At 68.9% G+C, this 23,744-nt stretch carries 22 protein-coding genes and 1 pseudogene; 18 read left to right on the top strand and 5 right to left on the bottom strand.

What is annotated here, in order from left to right:
• Nucleotides 1-872: 872 nt before the first annotated feature.
• The 7 genes from H0523_RS23020 to H0523_RS23050 all read left to right on the top strand — a co-directional run bounded on the left by H0523_RS23020 (nt 873) and on the right by H0523_RS23050 (nt 8,685).
• Entirely contained in the window at nt 873-3,224 is a 2,352-nt protein-coding gene (locus tag H0523_RS23020; protein ID WP_054435708.1) for a bifunctional salicylyl-CoA 5-hydroxylase/oxidoreductase, read from the top strand.
• Nucleotides 3,221-4,012: an SDR family NAD(P)-dependent oxidoreductase gene (locus H0523_RS23025; protein ID WP_054435706.1), complete on the top strand. Its 792-nt coding sequence runs from the start codon at nt 3,221-3,223 to the stop codon at nt 4,010-4,012. The genes H0523_RS23020 and H0523_RS23025 overlap by 4 nt, the downstream gene beginning before the upstream one ends.
• Nucleotides 4,013-4,049: 37 nt before the next feature.
• Nucleotides 4,050-4,907: an enoyl-CoA hydratase family protein gene (locus H0523_RS23030; RefSeq protein WP_054435703.1), complete on the top strand. Its 858-nt coding sequence runs from the start codon at nt 4,050-4,052 to the stop codon at nt 4,905-4,907.
• Between the two features lie 2 nt (nt 4,908-4,909).
• On the top strand, nt 4,910-6,079 hold the full coding sequence (locus tag H0523_RS23035) for an acyl-CoA dehydrogenase family protein (RefSeq protein WP_054435701.1): 1,170 nt from the start codon (nt 4,910-4,912) through the stop codon (nt 6,077-6,079).
• 62 nt (nt 6,080-6,141) lie between these two features.
• Nucleotides 6,142-7,782 carry an AMP-binding protein gene (locus H0523_RS23040; RefSeq protein WP_054435699.1) on the top strand — a complete coding sequence of 547 codons (1,641 nt, stop codon included), beginning with the start codon at nt 6,142-6,144 and terminating at the stop codon, nt 7,780-7,782.
• A 20-nt stretch (nt 7,783-7,802) separates the two neighbouring features.
• Nucleotides 7,803-8,228, top strand: a complete 426-nt coding sequence (locus H0523_RS23045) for an acyl-CoA thioesterase (RefSeq protein WP_054435697.1) — start codon at nt 7,803-7,805, stop codon at nt 8,226-8,228.
• Nucleotides 8,229-8,280: 52 nt separating this feature from the next.
• A complete protein-coding gene (locus H0523_RS23050; protein WP_006388562.1) occupies nt 8,281-8,685 on the top strand; it encodes a RidA family protein in 405 nt (134 codons plus the stop codon).
• A 469-nt stretch (nt 8,686-9,154) separates the two neighbouring features.
• Here H0523_RS23050 and H0523_RS23055 read toward each other — a convergent pair whose 3' ends face one another.
• Nucleotides 9,155-10,141, bottom strand: coding sequence for an AraC family transcriptional regulator (locus H0523_RS23055; protein WP_054435603.1), 987 nt, complete (start codon nt 10,139-10,141; stop codon nt 9,155-9,157).
• 262 nt (nt 10,142-10,403) lie between these two features.
• Here H0523_RS23055 and H0523_RS23060 point away from each other — a divergent pair, with 262 nt between their 5' ends.
• From H0523_RS23060 to H0523_RS23085, 6 genes are read left to right on the top strand one after another with little or no spacing between them, the layout of a single operon-like run.
• Entirely contained in the window at nt 10,404-11,591 is a 1,188-nt protein-coding gene (locus H0523_RS23060; RefSeq protein ID WP_054435605.1) for an ABC transporter substrate-binding protein, read from the top strand.
• A gap of 31 nt (nt 11,592-11,622) precedes the next feature.
• Complete coding sequence (locus tag H0523_RS23065) at nt 11,623-12,867, top strand: dienelactone hydrolase family protein (protein WP_054435607.1); 1,245 nt, start codon at nt 11,623-11,625, stop codon at nt 12,865-12,867.
• 9 nt (nt 12,868-12,876) lie between these two features.
• Nucleotides 12,877-14,220, top strand: a complete 1,344-nt coding sequence (locus H0523_RS23070) for an aromatic ring-hydroxylating dioxygenase subunit alpha (protein ID WP_054435609.1) — start codon at nt 12,877-12,879, stop codon at nt 14,218-14,220.
• On the top strand, nt 14,211-14,744 hold the full coding sequence (locus H0523_RS23075) for an aromatic-ring-hydroxylating dioxygenase subunit beta (protein ID WP_054435611.1): 534 nt from the start codon (nt 14,211-14,213) through the stop codon (nt 14,742-14,744). Before H0523_RS23070 ends, H0523_RS23075 begins: the two co-directional genes overlap by 10 nt.
• Nucleotides 14,741-15,352: a cysteine hydrolase family protein gene (locus H0523_RS23080; protein WP_054435613.1), complete on the top strand. Its 612-nt coding sequence runs from the start codon at nt 14,741-14,743 to the stop codon at nt 15,350-15,352. The genes H0523_RS23075 and H0523_RS23080 overlap by 4 nt, the downstream gene beginning before the upstream one ends.
• 13 nt (nt 15,353-15,365) lie before the next feature.
• The gene (locus tag H0523_RS23085) at nt 15,366-16,172 is read left to right on the top strand and encodes an SDR family oxidoreductase (RefSeq protein ID WP_054435615.1); all 807 of its coding nucleotides are present in this window, start codon (nt 15,366-15,368) and stop codon (nt 16,170-16,172) included.
• 167 nt (nt 16,173-16,339) lie between these two features.
• Here H0523_RS23085 and H0523_RS23090 read toward each other — a convergent pair whose 3' ends face one another.
• The gene (locus H0523_RS23090; protein ID WP_054461409.1) at nt 16,340-18,088 is read right to left on the bottom strand and encodes a flagellar assembly protein A; all 1,749 of its coding nucleotides are present in this window, start codon (nt 18,086-18,088) and stop codon (nt 16,340-16,342) included.
• A 315-nt stretch (nt 18,089-18,403) separates the two neighbouring features.
• Between H0523_RS23090 and H0523_RS23095 the strand changes: the two genes are divergently transcribed.
• Nucleotides 18,404-19,144, top strand: a complete 741-nt coding sequence (locus H0523_RS23095; protein ID WP_054435619.1) for a lytic transglycosylase domain-containing protein — start codon at nt 18,404-18,406, stop codon at nt 19,142-19,144.
• 88 nt (nt 19,145-19,232) lie between these two features.
• Here H0523_RS23095 and hemL read toward each other — a convergent pair whose 3' ends face one another.
• Genes hemL through H0523_RS23110 form a run of 3 tightly spaced genes read right to left on the bottom strand, consistent with a single transcriptional unit; the run spans nt 19,233 to nt 21,987 of the window.
• Entirely contained in the window at nt 19,233-20,510 is a 1,278-nt protein-coding gene (hemL, locus tag H0523_RS23100; protein ID WP_054435621.1) for a glutamate-1-semialdehyde 2,1-aminomutase, read from the bottom strand.
• Between the two features lie 5 nt (nt 20,511-20,515).
• The gene (thiE, locus tag H0523_RS23105) at nt 20,516-21,181 is read right to left on the bottom strand and encodes a thiamine phosphate synthase (protein ID WP_054435646.1); all 666 of its coding nucleotides are present in this window, start codon (nt 21,179-21,181) and stop codon (nt 20,516-20,518) included.
• A complete protein-coding gene (locus tag H0523_RS23110; protein ID WP_085943734.1) occupies nt 21,178-21,987 on the bottom strand; it encodes a bifunctional hydroxymethylpyrimidine kinase/phosphomethylpyrimidine kinase in 810 nt (269 codons plus the stop codon). The genes thiE and H0523_RS23110 overlap by 4 nt, the downstream gene beginning before the upstream one ends.
• Nucleotides 21,988-22,142: 155 nt before the next feature.
• Between H0523_RS23110 and H0523_RS23115 the strand changes: the two genes are divergently transcribed.
• The 4 genes and pseudogenes from H0523_RS23115 to H0523_RS32355 form a co-directional block, all read left to right on the top strand.
• Nucleotides 22,143-22,307, top strand: a complete 165-nt coding sequence (locus tag H0523_RS23115) for a rubredoxin (protein WP_003814980.1) — start codon at nt 22,143-22,145, stop codon at nt 22,305-22,307.
• A 62-nt stretch (nt 22,308-22,369) separates the two neighbouring features.
• The gene (locus tag H0523_RS23120) at nt 22,370-22,960 is read left to right on the top strand and encodes a YqgE/AlgH family protein (protein ID WP_054435648.1); all 591 of its coding nucleotides are present in this window, start codon (nt 22,370-22,372) and stop codon (nt 22,958-22,960) included.
• Nucleotides 22,953-23,354: a Holliday junction resolvase RuvX gene (ruvX, locus tag H0523_RS23125; protein ID WP_054435651.1), complete on the top strand. Its 402-nt coding sequence runs from the start codon at nt 22,953-22,955 to the stop codon at nt 23,352-23,354. Before H0523_RS23120 ends, ruvX begins: the two co-directional genes overlap by 8 nt.
• Nucleotides 23,355-23,373: 19 nt before the next feature.
• A pseudogene (locus H0523_RS32355) lies at nt 23,374-23,744 on the top strand (aspartate carbamoyltransferase); the annotation flags it as partial.

Below are 23,744 nucleotides of genomic sequence, written 5' to 3' on the forward strand. Positions count from 1 at the left end.
GCGATGGTCGCCCTTCCTCGGCCGCGCGGGCGGCCATCGGAGGGCATTCGCGGGGTCTTGCGGTTGAGGATGCCGCTTCGCGCTTGCGGTGAATGGTGGGGCGGGGCCCGCCTCAAGCCGGCCGCGCGGGCGGCCTTTTGAGGCTTACGCGATGTCTTGCGATTGGTGATGACGCTATCGCGTGTGGCGGCGGCGAGATTGTTTTCTTTGGAAGGTTTGCTGGCACTTCGCATGGTTTTTCATTGCAAGCGTGCCAGCGTCGCGACGCATTTGCTATTGAAGGCATGCCAGCACCGCGACTCACTTGCCATTGAAGACATGCCCGCTCCGCGACGCATTGCCACCAAGGCACACCTGCACCCAAACCCTTTGCCATTGAACGCCTGCCCGCACCAAGACTGTTTGTGGTCGGCGCGAGCGACTCGCCACGCGCAACCCGCTTTCCGCCGCGCCGACCACCACCGCCCCTCCCCCAACGTGGGGAAACAACAGAAACCCGATCCCCACCCGCGCGCAGCGCACCCGCCCCGCCTTCAACTGCCCAGACGCCCATCGTGACCGCCCGCGCGGTCGCGATGGGCAGCCCCGCAGGTTCCATGCCTTGCACACAGATCTAGCAGCGCGACAAGCCTCGAAATCCGCCTGCCCGAGGGGCGACCTACGAAGCTCAACACCGCCCGCATCCAGAACGCGGTTCCCCCATGGAACCACCCAGGCCAACTCAAGCCCGTCCCCCAATTCCCGGCCCCCACGTTTCCCCCATTTGCGATCCTCCCCATCCAGGTATATATTTCAAGCCTAAACTATCAAGGCCTAAAAATAGCAGCGACCCACCCCCGCGTCCGGGCCGCACTTCTTGGAGCGTTACGGCAATGAAAATCGTATGCATTGGTGGTGGTCCCGCCGGCCTGTATTTCGGGCTCCTCATGAAGCTGCAAGACCCGGCCAACGAAGTCACCGTCATCGAACGCAACCGGCCCTACGACACCTTCGGCTGGGGCGTCGTGTTCTCGGATGCCACCATGCAGAACCTGCGCGAAGCCGATCCCGTCTCCGCCCAGACCATCGGCGACGCCTTCAACCACTGGGACGACATCGACATCCACTTCAAGGGTCGCAGCATCCGCAGCGGCGGCCACGGCTTCATCGGCATCGGCCGCAAGAAGCTGCTCAACATCCTGCAGGCGCGTTGCGAAGACGTCGGCGTCAAGCTGGTGTTCGAGAACTTCGTCCAGGACGACCAGGCCATCGCCCGCGAATACGACGCCGACCTGGTCATCGCCTCCGACGGCATCAACAGCCAGATCCGCACCCGCTACACCGACACCTTCCACCCCGACATCGACCAGCGCCGCTGCCGCTTCGTCTGGCTCGGCACCAAGAAGGTCTTCGACGCCTTCACCTTCGCCTTCGTCCAGACCGAACACGGCTGGTTCCAGGCCCACGCCTATCGCTACGAAGACGGCATGTCGACCTTCATCGTCGAAACGCCCGAAGAGACCTGGCAGGCCGCCGGCATCGAGCAGATGAGCCAGGAAGAGGGCATTGCCTACTGCGAAAAGCTGTTCGCGCCCTGGCTCGACGGCAACGCGCTCATCAGCAACGCCTCGCACCTGCGCGGCTCGGCCATCTGGATCCGCTTCCCGCGCGTCATCTGCAACACCTGGGTCCACTGGAACCAGCTCGAAACCCGCCGCGGCAAGCGCGCCGTGCCGGTGGTGCTGATGGGCGACGCGGCGCATACCGCGCACTTCTCCATCGGCTCGGGCACCAAGCTGGCGCTGGAAGACGCCATCGAACTGGCGCGCTGCCTGAGCGGCGCCGAGGGCAGCGTCGAGCACGGCCTGAAGCACTACGAGGAAGTGCGCAGCGTCGAAGTGCTGAAGATCCAGAACGCCGCCCGCAACTCCACCGAGTGGTTCGAGAACGTGGCGCGCTACGCCGAACTCGAACCCGAACAATTCGCCTATTCGCTGCTGACCCGCTCGCAGCGCATCTCGCACGAAAACCTGCGGCTGCGCGACCCGGCCTGGCTGGAAGGCTTCGAGCGCTGGATCGCCGAGCATGCCGGCGCGCCGGCGCCCGCCGGCCAGCGGCCCGCGCTGCCGATGCTGACGCCGTACCGGGCGCGCGGCGTGACGCTGAAGAACCGCATCCTGGTGTCGCCGATGGCCATGTACTCCTGCGCCGACGGCGTGCCGGGCGACTTCCACCTGGTGCACCTGGGCGCCCGCGCCATGGGCGGCGCCGGGCTGGTGATGGTGGAAATGACCTGCGTGTCGCCCGACGGCCGCATCACCCCGGGATGCCCGGGCCTGTGGAACGACGAGCAGCAGCAGGCCTTCGCCCGCATCGTCGGCTTCGTGCACGGCAACAGCGACGCCCGCATCGGCGTGCAGATCGGCCATGCCGGCCGCAAGGGCTCGACCCAGCTGGGCTGGCAGAAGATCGACCATCCGCTGGCCGAAGGCAACTGGCCGCTGCTGTCGGCGTCTGCCTTGCCGTACATCGAAGGCGTGTCGCAGACGCCGCGCGCCATGACGCGCGCCGACATGGACGAGGTGCGCGACAACTTCGTGGCCGCGGCCCGCCGCGCCCAGGCCGCCGGCTTCGACTGGCTCGAACTGCACTGCGCCCACGGCTACCTGCTGTCCAGCTTCATCTCGCCGCTGACCAACCGCCGCGACGACGAATACGGCGGCAGCCTGGAAAACCGCCTGCGCTTCCCGCTGGAAGTGTTCCGCGCGGTGCGCGCCGTCTGGCCCGAGGACAAGCCGATGTCGGTGCGGATCTCGGCCAGCGACTGGGTCGAGGGCGGCATCACCGCCGATGACGCCGTCGAGATCGCGCGCCACTTCAAGGCCGCTGGCGCCGACATGATCGACTGCTCGTCGGGCCAGGTCAGCAAGGAAGAAAAGCCGGTCTACGGCCGCATGTTCCAGACCCCGTTCGCCGACCGCGTGCGCAACGAGGCCGGCATCCCCACCATCGCGGTGGGCGCCATCTTCGAGGCCGACCACGCCAACGGCATCATCGCCTCGGGCCGCGCCGACCTCTGCGCGCTGGCGCGGCCGCACCTGGCGGACGCCTCCTGGACGCTGCGCGAAGCGGCCCGCGTGGGCTATCGTGATGTGGCCTGGCCGAGCCAGTATTTCGCCGGCAAGCGCCAGCTGGAAACCAATTTCGAACGCGCCGCCGCCATGGCGCAACTGGACATCAAATGAGCACGTCCTCCCTTCCCTTGGCCGGCCGCCACGCGCTGGTGACGGGCGGCGCCCGCGGCATCGGCCTGGCCAGCGCCCGCGCCCTGCTGGAACGCGGCGCGCGGGTCACGCTGCTGGGCCGCGACGGCGGCGCGCTGGAGGCGGCCGTCGACAGCCTGGCCAGCCTGGGCCAGGTGCAGGCGGTCAGCGCCGACATCGCCGACGAGGCCTCGGTGCGCCAGGCCTTCGCCCAGGCCGAGGCCGAACTCGGCCCGGTGCTGGTGCTGGTCAACAATGCCGGCCAGGCCGTCAGCCAGCGCTTCGACCGCACCGACGCCGCGCTGTGGCAATCGATGCTGGCGGTCAACCTGACCGGCACCTTCCACTGCATCCAGGCGGCCCTGCCCGGCATGCTGGCCGCCAAATGGGGCCGCGTCATCAACGTGGCCAGCACCGCCGGCCTGATCGGCTACGCCTACGTCAGCGCCTACTGCGCGGCCAAGCATGGCGTGATCGGCCTGACCCGCTCGCTGGCGCTGGAGACGGCGCAGAAGGGCGTCACCATCAACGCCGTGTGCCCGGGCTACACCGAGACCGACATCGTGCGCGGCGCGGTCACCAATATCGTCGAGAAGACCGGCATGACGCCGGAAGCGGCTCGCGCCAAGCTGGCCGAGCGCAATCCGCAGGGCCGCCTGGTGCAGCCCGAGGAAGTGGCCGAGACGGTCGCCTGGCTGGCGCTGCCGGCCTCGTCGTCCATCAACGGCCAGGCCATCGCCGTCGACGGCGGCGAAGTGATGACCGGCTGAGCCGGCGCCCACCCCACGATTCCAGAACGGAGACACCATGAGCACGCAGCCCGAAGAGCACACCATGAAGCACCACAAGCGCCCGCTGGCCGGTTACCAGGCGCGGACGTTCCTGTGGCAGGTGTCGGCCGACGGCAAGGTCGCCACCATCACGCTCAACCGCCCCGAGCGCAAGAACCCGCTGACCTTCGATTCCTACGCCGAACTGCGCGACCTGTTCCGCGCGCTGGTGTACGCGACCGACATCAAGGTGGTGGTGGTGGCCGGCGCCGGCGGCAACTTCTGCTCGGGCGGCGACGTGCATGAAATCATCGGGCCGCTGACGAAGATGAGCATGCCCGAGCTGCTGGACTTCACCCGCATGACGGGCGACCTGGTCAAGGCCATGCGCGCCTGCCCGCAGCCCATCGTGGCGGCGGTGGACGGCGTCTGCGCCGGGGCCGGCGCGATGGTGGCGCTGGCTTCCGACATGCGCCTGGGCACGCCGGCCGCGCGCACCGCCTTCCTGTTCACGCGGGTGGGCCTGGCGGGGGCCGACATGGGCGCCTGCACGCTGCTGCCGCGCATGATCGGCCAGGGTCGCGCCTCCGAACTGCTGTACACCGGCCGCGCCATGACCGCCGAGGAGGGCGCCAGCTGGGGCTTCTTCAACGCGCTGCACGAGTCGGACGCCCTGATGGACGCGGCGGCCAAACTGGCCGCGCAGCTGGCCGCGGGCCCCACCTTCGCGCACGGCGTGACCAAGAAACTGCTGCACCAGGAATGGAACATGGGCGTGGACGAGGCCATCGAGGCCGAAGCCGAGGCCCAGGCCATCTGCATGCAGACGCGCGATTTCCATCGCGCCTACGAGGCCTTCGTGGCCAAACAGAAGCCGGTCTTCGAGGGGAACTGATGATGCGCGACGCAAGCTGGCTGGACTGGCCGTTCTTCGACGACGCCCATCGCAAACTGGCGCATGAGGTGGATGGCTGGTGCGAAAGCGCCCTGGGCCACGTCGACCACCACGATGCCGACGCGGCCTGCCGCAAGCTGGTCAAGGCCATGGGCCAGGCCGGCTGGCTGCGCTACGCGGTCGCCGGCGGCCCCGGCGGCGCCTGGGGCGGCGCGCTGCCAGAGGTCGATTCGCGCGCGGTCTGCATCCTGCGCGAAACGTTCGCGCGCCACGAGGGCCTGGCGGACTTCGCCTTCGCCATGCAGGGCCTGGGCAGCGGCGCGATCTCGCTGATGGGCTCGGACGCGCTGCGCCAGCGCTACCTGCCGCGCGTGGCCAGCGGCGAGGCCATCGCCGCCTTCGCGCTGTCGGAGCCGGATGCCGGCTCGGACGTGGCCGCGCTGGCCTGCGAGGCCCGGCTGGAGGGCGACCACTATGTGCTCAACGGCGCCAAGACCTGGATTTCCAACGGCGGCATCGCCGACTTCTATTGCGTGTTCGCCCGCACCGGCGAGGCGCCGGGCGCGCGCGGCATCAGCGCCTTCGTGGTGGATGCCGACACCCCGGGCTTCGAGATCTCGGAGCGCATCGAGCTGATCGCGCCGCACCCGCTGGCCACCATCACCTTCGACAACTGCCGCATCCCGGCGTCGCAGCGGCTGGGCGAAGCGGGGCAGGGCTTCAAGCTGGCCATGATGACGCTGGACATCTTCCGCGCCTCGGTGGCCGCCGCCGCGCTGGGCTTTGCCCGCCGCGCGCTGGACGAAGGCCTGGCGCGCGCCAAGTCTCGCCGCATGTTCGGCCAGACCCTGGCCGACCTGCAACTGACGCAGGCCGCGCTGGGCGACATGGCCACGGCCATCGACGCCTCGGCGCTGCTGACCTATCGCGCCGCGTGGATGCGCGACGTGCAGAAACAACGCACCACGCGCGAAGCGGCCATGGCCAAGATGACGGCCACCGAATCGGCGCAGACCGTGATCGACCGCGCGCTGCAGATGTTCGGCGGCGCGGGCGTGGTGTCGGGGATGCCGGTGGAGAAGCTTTACAGGGAAATCAGAGCGCTGCGTATCTACGAAGGCGCCACCGAAGTGCAGAAGTTGATCATCGCCCGCGAACTGCTGAAAGCCTGAAGAAGCCATCGAGCTTCCGCTTTCGGCACAGTCAACCACACCGCAGCAGCAAGGGGAATTCCATGGAAGTATCCGCCCACATCGACACCTTCACCCGGGACAATCTGCCCCCGGGCGAACAATGGCCAGAATTCCTGCTGGACGGTCCCGACGTGGCCTATCCCAAGCGCTTCAATTGCGCGGTGGAACTGGTCGACGCGATGGTCGAGCGAGGCCATGGCGAGCGCGTCGCGCTGCGCTGGGCGCAGGACGGCAAGCCGGCCGCCATGACCTACCGCGAGCTGGCCGCGCTGACCAACCGCATCGCCCGCGTGCTGGTCGAGGACATGAAGCTGGTGCCGGGCAACCGCCTGCTGCTGCGCGGCCCCAACAACCCGATGATGGCGGCCGCCTGGCTGGCCGCGATCAAGGCCGGCCTGGTGACAGTGCCGACCATGCCGCTGCTGCGCGCCAAGGAACTCAAGCAGATCATCGACAAGGCGCAGATCCAGGCGGTGCTGTGCGATGTGCGCCTGAAGGACGAGGCGCAGTTCTGCGCCCAGCCGGATCACGAGCACCATTGCCCGGGGCTGGCGCAGATCGTGTATTTCAACGACACCGCGCCCGACGCGCTGGACGCGCTGGCCGCGGCCAAGCCGGACGACTTCACGGCCTGCGACACCGCCGCCGACGACGTCTGCCTGATCGCCTTCACCAGCGGCACCACCGGCGCGCCCAAGGGCTGCATGCACTTCCATCGCGATGTGCTGGCGATGTGCGACCTGTTTCCCAAGCACGTCATCAAGCCGGGCCCGGACGACATTTTCTGCGGCACGCCGCCGCTGGCGTTCACCTTCGGCCTGGGCGGCCTGCTGTGCTTCCCGCTGCGGGTCGGCGCCAGCACCGTGCTGGCCGAGCGCCTGACGCCGGAAAGCCTGTTGCAGCTGATCCAGGACTTCCGCGCCACCATCGTCTTCACCGCGCCCACGTTCTACCGCCAGATGGCGGCGCTGGTGGGCAAGTTCGACCTGTCCTCGCTCAAGAAGAGCGTGTCGGCCGGCGAGGCCCTGCCCGACGCCACCCGCCAGCTGTGGAAAGAGGCCAGCGGCATCGAGATGATCGACGGCATCGGCGGCACGGAAATGATCCACGTGTTCGTCTCCAGCCCGCCCGAGTCGGTGCGCCGCGGCGCCATCGGCCGCGTGGTGCCGGGCTATATCGCGCAGATCGTGGACGACGACATGAACCCCGTGCCCAACGGCACGGTGGGCCGCCTGGCCATCAAGGGCCCGACGGGCTGTCGCTACCTGGCCGACGAGCGCCAGCTGCGTTTCGTGCAGAAGGGCTGGAACCTGCCCGGCGACACGTTCATGCAGGACGACGACGGCTATCTGTTCTACCAGGCGCGCAATGACGACATGATCGTCTCGGCCGGCTACAACATCGCCGGCCCGGAGGTCGAGGACGCGCTGCTGCGCCACGAGGCCGTGGCCGAATGCGGCGTGGTCGGCGCGGCCGATGACGAGCGCGGCCAGCTGGTCAAGGCTTTCGTGGTGCTCAAGCCCGGCTTCGAGCCGAGCGAGGCGCTGGTGGCCGCGATGCAGCAGTTCGTCAAGGCCAATATCGCGCCCTACAAGTACCCCCGCGCCATCGAGTTCGTCGCCGCGCTGCCGCGCACCGAGACGGGCAAGCTGCAGCGTTTCGCGCTGCGCAAGATGGCGTGATTTTGCATCAAGGAAATGCCATGGCAGCACCATTCATCAGTCAGGTAGAGGTCCGCTTCCGTCATTGTGACCCGGCGGGCATCGTTTTCTATCCTCGCTATTTCGAGATGATCAATGACTTTGTCGAGGAATGGTTCGACAAGGGCATGGGCTTGCCATTCCACGCGCTGCACGTGGATCGCCACATCGGCACGCCGATGGCGTCGGTGACGTGCGACTTCAGCGCGCCGAGCCGCTGGCACGAGAAGCTGCGGCAGACGCTGCAGGTGCAGCGCATCGGCGGCGCGTCGTTCAAGGCGCTGGTGCGGTTCGAGGGCCCGGACGGGCAGTTGCGCCTGTCGGCGACGCTGACGATCGTGACGGTGGATCTGCGCACGATGAAGTCGATGCCGCTGCCGGCGGATCTGCGTGAACGTATGCAGGATTATCTGGTCGCCGCCGAATGAGTTCGGCGGGGGTCACCCTGGTGTTTGTTTTTTGAAAATAGGATGAGACGTTATGAAGATTCTGCAACCGCCGGATTGGATGGCGCCGAGGGGCTATTCGAATGGGATCCTGACCGAGATGACGGTGGGGAGCAAGCTGGTGTTCGTGGGCGGGCAGGTGGGCTGGAACGGGCAGCAGCAGTTCGAGTCGGATGACCTGGCCGACCAGGTGCGGCAGACGTTGGCCAATATCGTGGCGATTCTCGCCGAGGGCGGGGCCAGGCCGGAGCATATCGTTCGGATGACGTGGTATGTGACGGACAAGGATGCCTATGTGGCGGCTTATCCGGAGATCGGGAAGCATTACCGGGAGTTGATCGGGAGGCATTTTCCGGCGATGACGGCGGTGGAGGTGGCGGATCTGGTGGAGGATCGGGCCAAGGTGGAGATTGAGGTTACTGCGGTGGTGCCGGCTTGATGGTGGGCCGGCCTGGCGGGGTATTTGCGTCGGGTTGGGTTCTTTAGCCGCGGGTGACGGGGCAGGCGGGGGATGGCGGGGCTACGATTGCGGTCCGGAGCCTTCGCTCCGGACTGCCCCGTTGTCATCCTCGTCCGCCTTCGGCTCCCTACGGATTCCCTCGGGCGCATCTACACGCCCCGCCATCCCCCGCCTGCCCCGTCACCCGCTCACGATAAGAATTAATGGCGGGTGCTGGGGAGGGGGTGTTTCTTGGCGTTCTGACAGGCGGCAACTCGGGTTCAGAGCGATTTGCGGGGCCCGCTTCAAGGCGGCCGCGCGGGCGGCCTTTTGAAGCTTACTTGGTGTCTTGCGGGGGCGGATGACGCTGCGCGCTTGCGGGGTGATTTATCACATATGTAGTGGCTTAACTACGTTAGTGATTCTGTGCCTGTGGCTGCGGGGTTGGCGCATGGCGCCAGGGGGCTGGCTATTTGGCGGCTTGGAAGGTTTCGCGGGGGAGTTCGCCGAAGCGGTCGCGGTAATACTCGGAGAAGCGGCCCAGGTGGCTGATGCCTACGGAGACGGCGACCTCGGTCACGCTTTCGCAGGCGCCTTGCTGCAGCTTTTCGCGGGCGGCGTCCAGGCGCAGGACGCGTAGCGCCTGCATGGGGGTGGTCTCGCGGTGTTGCTGGAACAGGCGGGTGAGGGCGCTGGGGCTGGCGCCGGCGCCGCGGGCGATGTCGGTGAGGGTCAGGGGGGCGGCCAGGTGGGCGCGCATGTAGGCTTCGGCCTGGGCGACGCGGCGCGGCAGGGCGGGGGCCAGGCCGGCGTGGCGTTGCCAGGTGTTGGGCTGGTTGTAGAGCAGGTGCAGGACGAGCGTGTCTTCCAGGTGCTCCAGCCAGGCGGCGGGCGGTCTCGGCGCGCCGTCGTCCAGGGTGGGGAGCAGGTGGATCAGGCTGGTCATCATGCTGCGCCAGGCGGCGCCGACGGGGGTGTCCAGGCGTAGCGCGGGGCTGAAGTCCAGGGGGCGGGCGGCGGCGTCGCCGAAGATGCGGTGGCCGATGGCTTCGAGCTTGCCGCGCGGGATCTTCAGCAGCAGTTGTTCGCAGCCGGCTTCCCAGTGCAGTTTCAGGGCGCGGTTGGGGGCGATGACGGCGGCGCAGTCGGGGTGGGCGTCGACGCAGTCGGTGCCGCATTCGATGCGGGCGCGGCCGCGCAGCGGCACCTGCACCAGCATGAAGTCCTGCAGGCGGTCGGGTTCGATGTGGACTTCGGCGCCGTAGCGCAGCGTACAGACGCTCAGGGCGCCGAAGCGGGCGCGGTTCAGCTCGGCGTCGACGCGGCCGCCCTTCCAGGTCAGCCGGTGTTCCTTGAGCGCTTCGGAGACGCGCTCGCGGGTTTCGGCCGGCTGGGTGGAACTGAAGACGCGTCGTTTGAGCAATGGCGCCAGCTCGATGCGGGACCAGCCGTGCATGGATGCCTCCGGGACGGGAACGCTCCCGTATCGCCGTCGAGCGTAATGCAATCGTCAAGCGTTGGGAATTAAGTGAATCCCGGATAGGCGTGGGCCGATTCGGATAGAGCCGCGCGCCCGGCCGCCCTAAGCTGGGGGTTGTTGGAAGGCGGCGCCGCGGCGCGTAAGCTGGCAGTTTTCATCGGTGGCTGGGTGTACCGACGGCAGACGGATTCTGTCAGCATCGCGCCGGCGGCGCCGGCGGACACGAACGGGGTGGCTCATGAATGGAAAGCTATGGGGCCGGCGCGCGCTGGCGACGCTGGTTTCGGTGGGCTGTATGACGGCCGCGGCCGGCGCATCGGCCGCGGACAAGATCAAGGTCGGCCTCTTGACCACGCTGTCGGGGCCGGGCGCGGCGCTGGGCAACGAGATCCGCGACGGCTTCAATCTCGCGCTGCAGCATACCGGCGGCAAGCTGGGCGGGCTGCCGGCCGAGGTGGTGGTGGCCGATGACCAGCAGAAGGCCGATGCCGGGCGCCAGGCGGTCGAGCGCCTGCTCAAGCGCGACAAGGTCGACGTGATGACGGGCATCGTGTTCTCGAACGTGCTGCTGCCGGTGATGCCGGCCATCCTGCAGTCGGGCACCATCTATCTCAGCACCAATACGGGGCCGGAGAACTATGCCGGCGCCGGCTGCAATCCGAATTTCTTCGCGGTGGCCTGGCAGAACGAGGACATCCCGGCCGCGATGGGCAAGTACGCCGTCGACCAGGGCTTCAAGCGGGTGGCGCTGATCGCGCCCGACTATCCGGGCGGGCGCGAATCGCTCAACGGCTTCAAGCGCCTGTACAAGGGCGGGCTGTCGGAAGAGATCTACACCCAGCTGGGCCAGCTCGACTATGGCGTCGAGATCACGCGGCTGCGGGCCAGCAAGCCGGACGCCGTGTTCTTCTTCCTGCCCGGCGGCATGGGCGTGAACTTCATCAAGCAGTTCAACGGCGCCGGCCTGGGCAAGGAGATCGCGCTGCTGGCGCCGGGCTTTTCGGGCGACGAGGACACCATCGCCGCGGTGGGCGCGCCGATCGAAGGCCTGCACAACTCGTCGCAATGGGCGGCCGACCTGGACAACCCGGCCAACCGCAAGTTCGTCGAGGACTTCAGGAAGACCTACAACCGCACGCCCACGCTGTACGCCTCGCAAGGCTACGACGCCGCCATGCTGCTGGACAGCGCGGTCAGGCAGACCGGCGGCAAGCTGGGCGCCGACGCGCTGCGCCCGGCCCTGCGCCGCGCCGATTTCAAGTCGGTGCGCGGCGACTTCACCTTCAATCGCAACCAGTACCCGATCCAGAACTACTACCTGCGCACCATCGTCAAGGGCGCGGACGGCAAGCTGGCCAACAAGCTGTCGGGCACGGTGCTGACGCAGTATCACGACCCGTTCGCCGCCGCCTGCCAGATGAAGTAAGGCAGGCGACGCACGCATCAAGGAGAGACGCATGACCGCAACCATCACGACGCGCGAGGTGACCATCGCCTCGCACGACGGCCAATCATTCAGCGCCTACCTGGCCGTGCCCGCCGCGGGCCACGGGCCGGGGCTGGTGCTGTGCCAGGAGATCTTCGGCATCAACGACTTCATGCGCCGCACCGCGCAGTCGCTGGCCGAGGAAGGCTACGTGGTGCTGGCGCCGGACCTGTTCTGGCGCCAGCAGCCCGGCATCCAGCTGACCGACGGCCCGGCCGACATGCCGCGCGCGTTCGAGCTGTACCAGGGCTTTGACGTCGACCTGGGCATCAAGGACATCGCCGCGACCCTGGCCGCGCTGCGCGCGCTGCCCGAGCAGCAGGGCGGCGCCGGCGTGCTGGGCTATTGCCTGGGCGGCAAGCTGGCCTACCTGGCCGCCTGCCGCACCGACGCCGACGTAGCCATCGGCTACTACGGCGTGGGCATCGAGGACAGCCTGGAAGAAGCCGCCAATCTGCGCGGCCGGCTGGTGCTGCACATCGCCGAGCAGGACGGCTTCTGTCCGCCGCCGGCGCGCCAGCGCATCCTGGAGGCGCTGGGCGGCAAGGCCAACGTCGAGCTGTATGTCTATCCCGGCATGGACCACGCCTTTGCCCGCACCGGCGGCGCGCACTACGACAAGCCGTCGGCGCTGATGGCGCACCAGCGCAGCATGGCCGCGCTGCAACGCGTAATCGGTCCGCAGTTCGACTATTCGTACTTATGGGACAAGCACTGCGAATACGAATTCGGCACGCGCGACGTGGCCGCGACCATGGCCACGATGGTGGCCGAGCCCTACGTCAACCACATCCCCACCATGACGGGCGGCGTGGGCTACCGCGAGCTGTCGCGCTTCTACCAGCACCACTTCGTCAGCAGCAATCCGCCCGACACCCGGCTGGTGCCGCTGTCGCGCACCGTGGGCGCGACGCAGATCGTCGACGAGCTGCTGTTCTGCTTCACCCACACCACCGAGATCGACTGGCTGCTGCCCGGCGTCGCGCCTACCGGCAAGTACGTCGAGATTCCGCTGGTGGCCATCGTCAAGTTCCGCGGCGACAAGCTCTGCCACGAACACATCTACTGGGACCAGGCCAGCGTGCTGGTGCAAATCGGCGTGCTCGATCCCCAGGGCCTGCCGGTGGCCGGCCGCGAGACCGCGCGGAAGCTGCTGGACGAGACCCTGCCTTCCAACACCCTGATGGCGCGCTGGAAAGACAGCGAGAACAAGTAGGAGACCGCCATGCCGTATAGCGATCAACAATTGGGCGAAATGGTGCGCGGCGACAGCGTGCACCGCGCCCTGTACACCGACCCGGCGATCTTCGAGCTGGAGATGCAGCGCATCTATGGCCGCGCCTGGGTCTACGTCGGCCACGAAAGCCAGGTGCCCAAGACCGGCGACTATCACACCACGCGCCTGGGCGACCAGGACGTGCTGATGGTGCGCGCCAGCGACGGCCGCGTGCACGTGCTCTACAACCGCTGCCCGCACAAGGGCGCGAAGGTGGTGGCGGACGGCGACGGCTGTGTCGGCAAGTTCTTCCGCTGCCCGTACCACGCCTGGACCTTCAAGCTCGACGGCAGCCATCTCGGCGTGCCGCTCAAGCAGGGGCTGGAGGGCACCTCCTACGATCCGACCGATCCCAGCTTCTCGATGCGGCGCCTGCCGCGCGTGGAAAGCTATCGCGGCTTCGTCTTCGCCAGCCAGGCCCGCGACGGCCAGGGCCTGGAGGAATTCCTGGGCGGCGTGCGTTCGTCGATCGACAACCTGTGCGACCGCTCGCCGGTGGGCGAGGTCGAGGTGGCCGGCGGCATCTTCCGCGTGATGCAGCGTTCCAACTGGAAGGTGTTCTACGAGAACCTGCATGACACCATGCATGCCCGCGTGACGCACGAGTCGTCCTTTGCCGCCGCGCGCGACGAGGCCAAGGAAATCGGCGAGATGCCGTTCGAGCTGCACATCATGGACGGCAACGGCGAGCCCTACGAGTTCTGGGAAAAGCTGGAGCTGCGCGCCTACGACAACGGCCACGGCTACATGGAAGGCATCTTCAACCCGGGCGCGGCCGAACGCGATCCGGTGTCGCGCGCCCATTTCGAGGCGCTGACCACGGCCTACGGCGCCGACCGCGCCCGCGAGATCCTCGGCATGAACCGCCACAACACCGTCATCTACGGCAGCGGCTCGCCGCACACGGTGTTCCAGCAGTTCCGCGTAATCCGCCCCATCGCCGTGGACCGCACGCTGATCGAGATCCAGACCTTCCGCTGCAAGGGCGCGCCGGACGGCGTGTTCAAGCGCGCCATGCTGTACGCCAACGTGATCAACTCGCCGTCGTCCAACGTCATGCCGGACGACATCGAGCTCTACAACCGCTGCCAGGAAGGCAACGCCACCCGCGGCGGCGAATGGGTCAGCATGCACCGCTACCACGGCACCGACCGCAGCGACGCCGACGGCATGGTGTCGGTCAACGGCACCAGCGAGCTGCCGATGCGCAACCAGTTCCGCGCCTGGAAGAACTACATGGAGGCCGGCCCCGTGGCGCCCGCCCACGGCCAAGGAGAAGGCGCATGCTGCTAGACCTGGAATTCGACGTATCCACCGCCGACCTGGCGCCGGCCGACGTGCCGGCCGAGGCCTATCACCGCATCGCCCAGTTCCTGTACCGCGAGGCGCGGCTGCTGGACGAGCGCCGCTACGACGACTGGCAGTCGCTGTGGACCGACGACGGCATGTACTGGATGCCGCGCGAGCCGGGCCAGTCCAGCCCCTACGACCACATTTCGCTGTTCTGGGAAGACCGCATGCTGCGCGACGTGCGCATCCGCCGGCTGGAACACCCGCGCAACTGGTCGCAGCAGCCGCCCACGCGCAGCGTGCGGCTGGTGGGCGGGGTGCAGGTCGAGGGCGTGGACGCGGGCGGCAACCTGGTGGTGCATTCGGCGTTCCAGATGACCGAATGGCGCAAGCGCCAGCCGCGCCAGCTGGCCGGCCGCTACACCCACAAGCTGGCCGCCGACGGCGACGGCTGGCGCATCCGCATGAAGCGCGTGGACCTGGTGAACTGCGACGACGCCCACGACGTGTTCGAGGTGTTCGTGTGAGCGCGCCCGACGCCGCGGTGCTGGCGCTGCACTACCAGAACGACGTGCTGCATCCCGACGGCAAGATCCGCGTCGGGCTGGATGCCGACGGCGCGGTGCGCCAGCGCGTGCTGCATGGCGCGGCGGCGCTGCTGGACAGCGCCCGCGGCCATGGCCTGCCGATCGTGCACGTGCGCATCGCCTTCCGCCCGGACTACGCCGACCTGCTGCCCAATTGCGACATCTTCCGCAACGTCGCCAGCATCGGCGCGGTCGCCGAGGGGCAATGGGGCAGCGCCTTCTATGAAGGGCTGCAGCCCCTGGCGGGCAGCCCGCGCGAATTCGTGGTCAAGCACACCCGCATCAGCGCCTTCTACGGCACGCCGCTGGAGGAAACGCTGCGGCTACTGGGCGCGCGCCGGCTGGTGGTGGCGGGCGTGGCGACGCATTCGGTGGTCGAGGGCACCGTGCGGCACGCCGCCGATATCGGGTTCAATGTCATGGTGGCCGAGGACGCCTGCGCGTCGGCGGACCCGGCGGTGCACGACGCGTCGCTGGCCAGCATGCGGCTGATCGCGCAGACCGGCTCGGTGGCGCAGGCCATGCACTGGGCCGCCGCGCCTCATTGATCAAGGACTGTTCATGGATTTCTCAGGCTTTCCCGGCTTGGCCGGCAAGACCGCCATCGTCACCGGCAGCACCCAGGGGCTGGGCGCGGACATCGCGCGCGGGCTGGCGGCGGCCGGCGCCAACGTGGTGCTGGTGGGGCGCAACGCCCAGGCCGGCCAGGCACTGGCGGACGAGATCGGCGAGCGGGCGCTGTTCCACGAAACCGACATCGGCCAGGACGACCAGATCCGCCACTGCCTGAACGCCGCGCTGGCGCGCTTCGGGCGGGTCGATATCCTGGTGAACAACGCCTGCCAGTACAACGACCGCGGCCTGGCCTCCAGCCGCGCGGAGTGGCATGCGACGCTCGACACCAACCTGGTGTCGGCCGCGATCTTCACGCAGATGGCGGCGCCGCTGCTGCCGCGCGGCGGGGTGGTGGTCAACCTGGGCAGCACCGGCGGCAAGTTCGGCGCGGCCGGGCGCGCGCTGTATCCCGCTTCCAAGGCGGCCTTGCTGCAGATCACCAAGAACTTCGCGGTGGAGCTGGCGCCGGCCGGCATCCGCGTGCTGGCGGTGTCGCCGGCCTGGACCTGGTCGCCGTCGGTCGAACAATTGGCGGGCGGCTCGCGCGAGGCCGCCGACGCCGTGGGCGCGCATTTCCATCCGCTGGGCCGGGTCGGTTCGGGCGAGGAGATCGCCGCGGCGGTGTGCTTCGCCTGCTCGGACGCGGCGTCGTGGATGACCGGTGTGGATATCCCGGTGGATGGCGGCTTCTCGATCCTGGGACCGGACCGGGGCATTTCACCGCGCGCGTGGTTCAAGCAGCTGGCGCCTTGAGCGGGCGGTAGACCCGGCCTGGGCCGGGCATGCCCGCCGCCCACGGCGTTCGCTGCGCTTGGCCCGCCCGGATTGCCGACGGCGCGTCGATGGCGCGCCATCGACGCCTGGCGGCGGGAGGGGCCATCCGCGCCGGCGGCGGTACATCCCCGGCCGCCGCGCGAGTCTCAGCGGATGACGATCTCGCCTTCTTCCAGGCCGGCCTTGCCGCCCACCTGGTCTTCCAGGAACTCCTGCATCCGGTTGCCCACCTGGATCTTGGCGCCGCCGCAGAAGCGCCGCGCCGCGATGATGGTGGCGGTATGCAGCGGCTGCAGGTCGCGGATCAGCTGGGCCTCTTCCTCGTCCAGCTCGATCAGGTCGCGGCCCAGCTTGGTGTGGGTGTTGCGGGCGCGCTCGACCACGTCGCCGGCGGCCCGGCCGGGGTTGGCGTGCAGGAACAGCAGCAGCTGTTCGAGCTTGGCCTTTTCCTCGTTCATCTTCAGGCGCTTGCGCGTCAGCGCCGAGCGCTTGATGTCGGCATGCGGATCCAGCCCGGCCTGCACCAGCGTCGGCACGCCGGCCGGCGAGCCGATGGTGCCGGCGCGCACCGATTGCAGGGCGCGGGTCTGGCCGCCGGTGATGGCGGTCTGCTGGGTGTTGGGCGCGCCGACGTTGACGCTGCCGCCCGCCGCGATGCTGCTCTGGCGGATCTCGCGTTCCACTTCCACGTTCTGGCCGGCGCTGATGATGGCGTTGGCGATGAAGCGGGCGCGCACTTCGCCGCCACAGACGATATGGGCGGTGCGCGCGGCGGCGTTGTTGGCCGATTCGCTGGTGCCTTCCTGCATCGCCTCGGCCATGCCGATGATGCCGCCCTTGACCGTGACGTTGCCGCCGGCCTCGACCAGCGCGGCTTCCATGGTGCCGTTGACGACCACGTCGCCGGTCACGCGCACTTCCATGGTGGCGCTGATGTCGCCGCGCACCTGCAGCGAGCCCTGGAAATTGATGTTGCCGGTGGACAGGTCGACCGCGTCGACCTCGACCACCGGATTGACCTGCGCGCCCTGGTGGATCAGCTTGGGTGAACCGGCGATGGCGGCGCGCAGCAGGTTCGGGTCTTCCGGGTCGATCTCGACGCCGGACATCTCGGCGTTGAAGGGCGTGTCCGGCAGTTCGTCGGGCAGCACCGGCTGGCCCAGCACGTTGCAGCCATCGATGCCGGGCAGCGGCGGGATGCGGCGCATCAGCGGCATGCCGGGCGTGACCAGCAGCAGGCTGCCCAGGTCGCGGTAGTCGATCTGCGCCAGTTCGTCGATTTCCTGGGCGCGCGGCTTCAGGCGGTCCAGCAGGCTTTCGAAGCGGGTGGGGGTGCCGCGCGTGGGCGGCGTGCCCTGCGCGATCAGCACGGTCTGCGCGCCGCCGCGCTCGATGGCCTCGGCCAGTTCCTTTTCCAGCACGCCGTGGACGATGCCCTGGTCGGCGATGGCCTGGCGCAGCACGGGCAGCGTCACCGGCTTGCCGCCCTTGGGCGGATGCAGGGTGACCAGGGCCGACATGCAGGCGGCATCCACTTCCAGGTCGAACGAGCCGTCGATCAGCTTGCCCACCGGCACCTGCACGGGTTCGGTGGCGTGGCGGCACAGGTCGATGAAGGCGATGACGGCGTGGTTGTCCAGCGCCTCGGTCGACCACCCCTGGGCGGTGGCCATGGCGGCGAGGGTGTCCCAGCTGGGCAGGTCGGCGGCCGGCGCGGCCGGCGTGGCGTCGGCGGTTTCGGTATCCGGGGCACCGGCCTCCTGGACCGGGGCGCCGTCAGCCGCAGCGTCGACCGGGGCGGCATCGGTCTGCGGCGCAGGTGGCGGCGAGTAAATCGCCGTCAGGACGTTGGTAGTGGCATCCAGCACCAGCTGGAGCGTGTTGTCTGCGCCCATCTCCGCCTCCCGCCCGGCAGTTGTCGCCGGGTTCCATTCATTTAGTAATTAAACGAAATATTGCGACATATGTTAACCCAGGAACTCCGGGCTACTGCGTAGTAGTACGGGGAGGATGAAGATAAAAGATGTAGATCAGGCCCTTATTTCAGCGACATATTTTCCCGAGCCACCCCGAGGCGGGCCGTCCACGGACGGCCTGCTGCGCCCCGCAGGCCGGGTACTAGGGCATAGGCAGGAGCGACAAAGCCGGCGCGTCGGCTCAGCATAGGCGTTCGATTCCGCGTCCCTGGACGCCGCCGGAGCGCCTTCCCCATGTTCCGAGTCTCTCCCATTCCGCCCGCCCGGCCACGCGCCGGGCGGACGTTCCTGGCCGGCCTGGCGGTGGCGGCCATGCTGGCCGCCGGCGCGCTGCTGCCCACGGACGCCGCGCGCGCCACCGAGATCTACCGTTACAAAGATCCGTTCGGCGTCTGGCGCGCGATGAAGGTGCCCAACGGCTACGCCAAGTATTACAAGCGGGCCCAGGTCCGCACCGCGCTGCGCGGCAACCGCATCAAGGTCTGCCTGGACTGCGAGCCGCGCTCGGGCGACGGCGCCAGCCTGCTGACCCTGGGCGACCGGGCCGCGGGCTGGGGCCCGGCGCCGCCATCGACCGCGCATGACGAACTGATCGCGCAGGCGGCCAGGGATTCAGGGGTGGACCGGGCCTTGCTGACCGCGGTCATCGCGGTGGAATCGGGTTTTCGCAGCGACGCGCGCTCGCCCAAGGGGGCGCTGGGCCTGATGCAGCTGATGCCGGCGACGGCGGCCACCCTGCTGGTCTCGGACGACATCGAGCGGGCGCTGGTCGACCCGGCCACCAACGTCAAGGCGGGGTCGAGCCTGCTGCGCCGCCTGATCGACCAATACCCCAACCGCCTGGACCTGGCGCTGGCCGCCTACAACGCGGGCGAGGGCGCGGTGCGCAAGTACGACGCGGTGCCGCCCTATGCCGAGACCCAGCAGTACGTGCGCAACGTCACGGCGCTGTACCAGCAGTACAAGACGCCCTAGTGATCGATGCAAAAACGCCCTGGAAGCCCTTGTCGGGCCGCCAGGGCGTGTCGGCGCGCGGCGGGCAAGGCCCAACCCCGCGCGGCGCTCAGATCGTCGCGAAGACCTTTTCGGCGATATCCAGCGTGGCCTGGATGACCGCGTCGTCGTGGGTGGCCGAGACGAAGCCGGCTTCGAAGGCCGACGGCGCGAAATGCACGCCGTGGTCCAGCATGGCGTGGAAGAAGCGGTTGAAGCGCGCCGTGTCGCAGGCCGAGACCTCGGCGAACGTGGCCGGCACCTTGTCGCTGAAGTACAGGCCGAACATGCCGCCGACCGAGTCGGCCGAGAACGGCAGGCCGGCGGCGCGGGCGCGTTCCTGCAGGCCCTGGGCCAGCTTGGCGGTCTGCGCCGCCAGCTTGTCGTAGAAACCGGGGGCGGCGATCAGGCGCAGCGTGGCCAGGCCGGCGGCCACGGCCACCGGGTTGCCCGACAGCGTGCCCGCCTGGTAGACGCCGCCCAGCGGCGCGATGTGCTTCATGATCTCGGCGCTGCCGCCGAAGGCGCCCACCGGCATGCCGCCGCCGATCACCTTGGCCAGCGTGGTCAGGTCGGGCTTGACGCCCGACAGGCCCTGCACGCCCTGCGGGCCGACGCGGAAGCCGGTCATGACCTCGTCGAAGATCAGCAGCGCGCCGTGCTGCGTGCAGACCTCGCGCAGCCCTTCCAGGAAGCCGGCGGCCGGCTTGATCAGGTTCATGTTGCCGGCGATCGGCTCGACGATGATGCAGGCGATGTCGGCGCCGTGCTGGGCGAAGGCTTCGCGCACCGCGTCCAGGTTGTTGTATTCCAGGGTCAGCGTGTGCGAGACGAATTCGGGCGGCACGCCGGCCGAGCTGGGGTTGCCGAAGGTCAGCAGGCCCGAGCCGGCCTTGACCAGCAGGCTGTCGGAATGGCCGTGGTAGCAGCCCTCGAACTTGACGATCTTGTTGCGGCCGGTGGCGCCGCGCGCCAGGCGGATGGCCGTCATGGTGGCTTCCGTGCCGGAGCTGACCAGGCGCACCTGTTCCAGCGAGGGCAGGCGCGCGATCAGCACTTCGGCCAGTTCGATCTCGGCCTCGGTGGGGGCGCCGAACGACAGGCCGTTGACGGCCGCTTCCTGCACCGCGCGCACCACTTCCGGATGCGAGTGGCCCAGGATGGCCGGGCCCCAGGAGCCGACGTAGTCGATGTATTGCTTGTCTTCCGCGTCCCAGACGTACGGACCCTGCGCGCGCTTGATGAAGCGCGGCGTGCCGCCCACGGAGCGGAAGGCGCGCACGGGCGAGTTGACGCCGCCGGGGATGCTGCGGCTGGCACGTTCGAAGAGCTGGGCGTTACGGGACATGGCGGTCAGGGCTTCAGGTTGCGGTTGATGGAGTAGGGCGCGGCGCAGGCCGCGGCGGCGGCGCGGATCGCGGGCGCCTCGAACAGGCCGGTGATGACGGCGACCGAATCGGCGCCGGCGGCGGCCACCAGCGCCACGTTCTCGGGCGTGATGCCGCCGATGGCGACCACGGCGGGGCGCGGCGCATCGCGTTCCTCGACCAGCGCGCGGGCCTCGGTCAGGACCGAGAGCGGCGCGCGCACGGTGTCGGGCTTGACGCGCGAGGGGAACATGGCGCCGAAGGCGATGTAGTCGGCGCCGGCGTCCAGCAGTTCGCGGGCGCGGCCCAGGTCGTCGTAGCTGGAGCCGCCCAGGATCAGGTCGGGGCCGGCTTCGGCGCGGATGCGGGCCAGGCTGTCGTCGTCGCGGCCGACGTGGGCGCCGTCGGCGTCGACTTCCAGCGCCAGGCGCCAGTCATCATTGATGAGGAACACCACGCCCAGCTCGCGGCATAGGGGCGCCAGGGCGCGCGCCTGCTCGGCGCGCACCGCGTCGGGCACGTCCTTGCGGCGCAGCTGCAGCGCGCGCATGCCGCCCTCGGCCGCCTGGCGCACCGCGCGCATCAGGCGCTCGGTGTCGTCCCATTCGGGGGTGACGCCATACAGGCCGGCGGGGAATCGCAAGGCTTTCATTGCGGCTGGATCCGGTTGGGAATGCGCCGGCCCATGCCCGGCAGGAAACTGGCGGCGACCGCCGCGTCGGCGTGGGCCAGGCCCTGGCGCACGGCCTCGGGCATGTCCAGTCCGCGCGCCAGCAGGGCGGTGATGGCGGTGGCGGCCAGGCCGCCGGCGTCGCCGTTGCGGTCCGGGGGCGCCTGCCAGGGCAGGGTGGTGGTCTGGCCGTTGGGGCCCAGCAGCACGTTGGCGTGGTGGCCGGGCCGCTGCGGGCTGCCCAGCACCAGCACCCATTCGGCGCCGGCGGCCACCAGGGCGTGCATCGGCGATGGTGCGTCCCCGATATCGATATCACCGTCGGCGTGCCATTGGGCCAGCCGCAGGTGCTCGACGATCAGCAGGTCGGTCTGCGGCAGCACCAGTTCGAGGATGGCGGCCAGCAGGTCGTCGGCGTCATCCTCGTCGGCGGCGTCGGCCGGCACCTGGGCGCGCTGGCCCAGGTGCAGCACCAGCGGCACCTGGCTGTAATCCGCGGCAACCTGCGCGGCGACGCTTGCCGTTTCGGCGGTGTATAGTCCGCCCACCTTGATGGCCTGTACGGACATGTCCTCGAGCAGGCAGCGCGCCTGGTCGTCCAGCAGGTCGGGTGAAACGGGATGGATTTCTTCGATGCCGGCGGTATCCTGCACGGTCAACGCCGTGACGGCCGCCAGGCCATGACAGCCGAGGCGGGCGCAGGTCACGGCGTCCGCGGGCAAACCGTCGGCGCCCGAGGGATCGAGCGGACCGAAGACCAAAACGAGAGGGGGAGTAACGGGGGCCACGTGGACAGCGCTAGAGTAAGGGTGCCCGGACTCATTTGCGGAGAATCAGGGGAACCCCTATTGGGTTTCGGTAAGATTGTCCCCATTCTAATGGATGCCTCCCGCCTTTGCCCCGTCGCGGGGACAACGGCAGGGAATTGATGTAAGAGAGAACTATGCGTACTTGGATGTGTCTGATTTGTGGCTGGGTCTACGACGAAGAGGCCGGCCTGCCCGACGAAGGCATCGCGCCCGGCACCCGCTGGGAAGATGTGCCGCCGAACTGGGTCTGTCCTGAATGCGGCGCCCGCAAAGAGGACTTCGAACTGATGGAAATCTGACGCGCAGCGCCGACGTCTTCCGCCAAGGCGGTTCGATCTGACTACCCATAGAGGGGGTTGCCATGACGGAAAAACACCACGAAGAGGCCAGTACGCAACAGGCCGCCAACTTCGCCAACCAGTTCCTGATCGCCATGCCGGGCATGGTCGAAGGCAGCCTGGCCGGCTCGGTCATCTATATCTGCGAGCACACCGAACGCGGCGCATTGGGCTTGGTCATCAACCGGCCCACCGACCTGACCCTGGGCACGTTGTTCGAGCGCATCGAACTGTCGCTCGAGATCGGTCCGGTCAAGGACACGCTGGTGTTCTTCGGCGGTCCGGTGCAGACCGACCGCGGTTTCGTGCTGCACGCGCCCGCGGGCGACTACAGCTCCAGCATCAAGCTCGGCGCCATGGCCCTGACCACCTCGCGCGACGTGCTGCAGGCGGTGGCCGACGGCAACGGGCCCGCCCGCATGCTGGTCACGCTGGGCTACGCCGGCTGGGGCGCCGGCCAGCTCGAAAGCGAAATGGGCCAGAACGCCTGGCTGTCGGTCGGCGCCGACGACCACATCATCTTCGACGTGCCGCCCGAGGATCGCTACCCCGCGGCGCTCAAGCTGCTGGGCATCGATCCCGTGATGCTGGCCGGCGACGCGGGCCATGCCTGAAGAGACCCTGCTGGCATTCGATTTCGGCGAGAAGAAAATCGGCGTGGCCATCGGCAATACGCTGACGGGCCACGCGCGGCCGCTGGAGATCATCTTCAGCGAGGTGCGCGACGTGCGCTTCGCGCGCATCGAGGCGCTGCTGCGGGAATGGCAGCCGCATCGCGTGGTGGTCGGCCTGGCGCTCGACGCCGATGGCGGCGAACAGCCCGCCACCGCGCGCTGCCGCCGCTTCGCCAACCAGCTGCACGGCCGCTTCGGCGTGGCGGTGGAGCTGGTCGACGAGCGCGGCTCCAGCATGGAGGCCCAGCGCCTGCTGGGCACCCACGCGGCCGACGACGCGATGGCCGCCGCCGTCATCCTGCAACGTTACCTGGACAAGCCGCCGGCGCCTTGACGCCGACGCCGGCCCGCCCATGCTCAATCCGCAACTCGACCGCCGTGGCGAACTGCTGCATCTGCTGACGACGGAAGGGTTGCCGCGACGCCATGTCGAACGGCTGCTGGACGCGGCGGCCGCGTTCGCCGCCGATGACGCGCCGGCCGTCGCCGACGCCGACCTGCCGTTGTTCCTGAGCCTGCCCGCCGGCGATGCCGGCCTGCGCCAGGACTTCGAGGCCGCCGCCGTGCGCCTGGGCCTGCGGTCCGTGGCGCTGGAAACCAATGGCCCGGGCGCCGACGCCGGGGTGGATCGCGGCCACGGCGTGGGCGCTGGCGACATCTGCGCCGCCAGCGCGCTGTCTCCCGCCGCGGTCGCCGCCGGCCTGCCGGCCGGCATCCTGGCGCT

The organism is Achromobacter insuavis (assembly GCF_902859645.1).
Classification (GTDB): Bacteria; Pseudomonadota; Gammaproteobacteria; order Burkholderiales; family Burkholderiaceae_B; genus Achromobacter; species Achromobacter insuavis.

Bases quoted from the DNA above. Each gene is read 5' to 3' on its own strand.
- H0523_RS23070 (WP_054435609.1), top strand. From the start codon at position 12,877: ATGCCGTATAGCGATCAACAATTGGGCGAAATGGTGCGCGGCGACAGC.
- H0523_RS23090 (WP_054461409.1), bottom strand. From the start codon at position 18,088: ATGGGCGCAGACAACACGCTCCAGCTGGTGCTGGATGCCACTACCAAC.
- H0523_RS23115 (WP_003814980.1), top strand. From the start codon at position 22,143: ATGCGTACTTGGATGTGTCTGATTTGTGGCTGGGTCTACGACGAAGAG.
- H0523_RS23075 (WP_054435611.1), top strand. From the start codon at position 14,211: ATGCTGCTAGACCTGGAATTCGACGTATCCACCGCCGACCTGGCGCCG.
- thiE (WP_054435646.1), bottom strand. From the start codon at position 21,181: ATGAAAGCCTTGCGATTCCCCGCCGGCCTGTATGGCGTCACCCCCGAA.
- H0523_RS23040 (WP_054435699.1), top strand. From the start codon at position 6,142: ATGGAAGTATCCGCCCACATCGACACCTTCACCCGGGACAATCTGCCC.
- H0523_RS23065 (WP_054435607.1), top strand. From the start codon at position 11,623: ATGACCGCAACCATCACGACGCGCGAGGTGACCATCGCCTCGCACGAC.
- H0523_RS23025 (WP_054435706.1), top strand. From the start codon at position 3,221: ATGAGCACGTCCTCCCTTCCCTTGGCCGGCCGCCACGCGCTGGTGACG.
- H0523_RS23030 (WP_054435703.1), top strand. From the start codon at position 4,050: ATGAGCACGCAGCCCGAAGAGCACACCATGAAGCACCACAAGCGCCCG.
- H0523_RS23020 (WP_054435708.1), top strand. From the start codon at position 873: ATGAAAATCGTATGCATTGGTGGTGGTCCCGCCGGCCTGTATTTCGGG.
- H0523_RS23050 (WP_006388562.1), top strand. From the start codon at position 8,281: ATGAAGATTCTGCAACCGCCGGATTGGATGGCGCCGAGGGGCTATTCG.
- ruvX (WP_054435651.1), top strand. From the start codon at position 22,953: ATGCCTGAAGAGACCCTGCTGGCATTCGATTTCGGCGAGAAGAAAATC.
- H0523_RS23035 (WP_054435701.1), top strand. From the start codon at position 4,910: ATGCGCGACGCAAGCTGGCTGGACTGGCCGTTCTTCGACGACGCCCAT.
- H0523_RS23120 (WP_054435648.1), top strand. From the start codon at position 22,370: ATGACGGAAAAACACCACGAAGAGGCCAGTACGCAACAGGCCGCCAAC.
- H0523_RS23055 (WP_054435603.1), bottom strand. From the start codon at position 10,141: ATGCACGGCTGGTCCCGCATCGAGCTGGCGCCATTGCTCAAACGACGC.
- hemL (WP_054435621.1), bottom strand. From the start codon at position 20,510: ATGTCCCGTAACGCCCAGCTCTTCGAACGTGCCAGCCGCAGCATCCCC.
- H0523_RS23095 (WP_054435619.1), top strand. From the start codon at position 18,404: ATGTTCCGAGTCTCTCCCATTCCGCCCGCCCGGCCACGCGCCGGGCGG.
- H0523_RS23045 (WP_054435697.1), top strand. From the start codon at position 7,803: ATGGCAGCACCATTCATCAGTCAGGTAGAGGTCCGCTTCCGTCATTGT.
- H0523_RS23060 (WP_054435605.1), top strand. From the start codon at position 10,404: ATGAATGGAAAGCTATGGGGCCGGCGCGCGCTGGCGACGCTGGTTTCG.
- H0523_RS23085 (WP_054435615.1), top strand. From the start codon at position 15,366: ATGGATTTCTCAGGCTTTCCCGGCTTGGCCGGCAAGACCGCCATCGTC.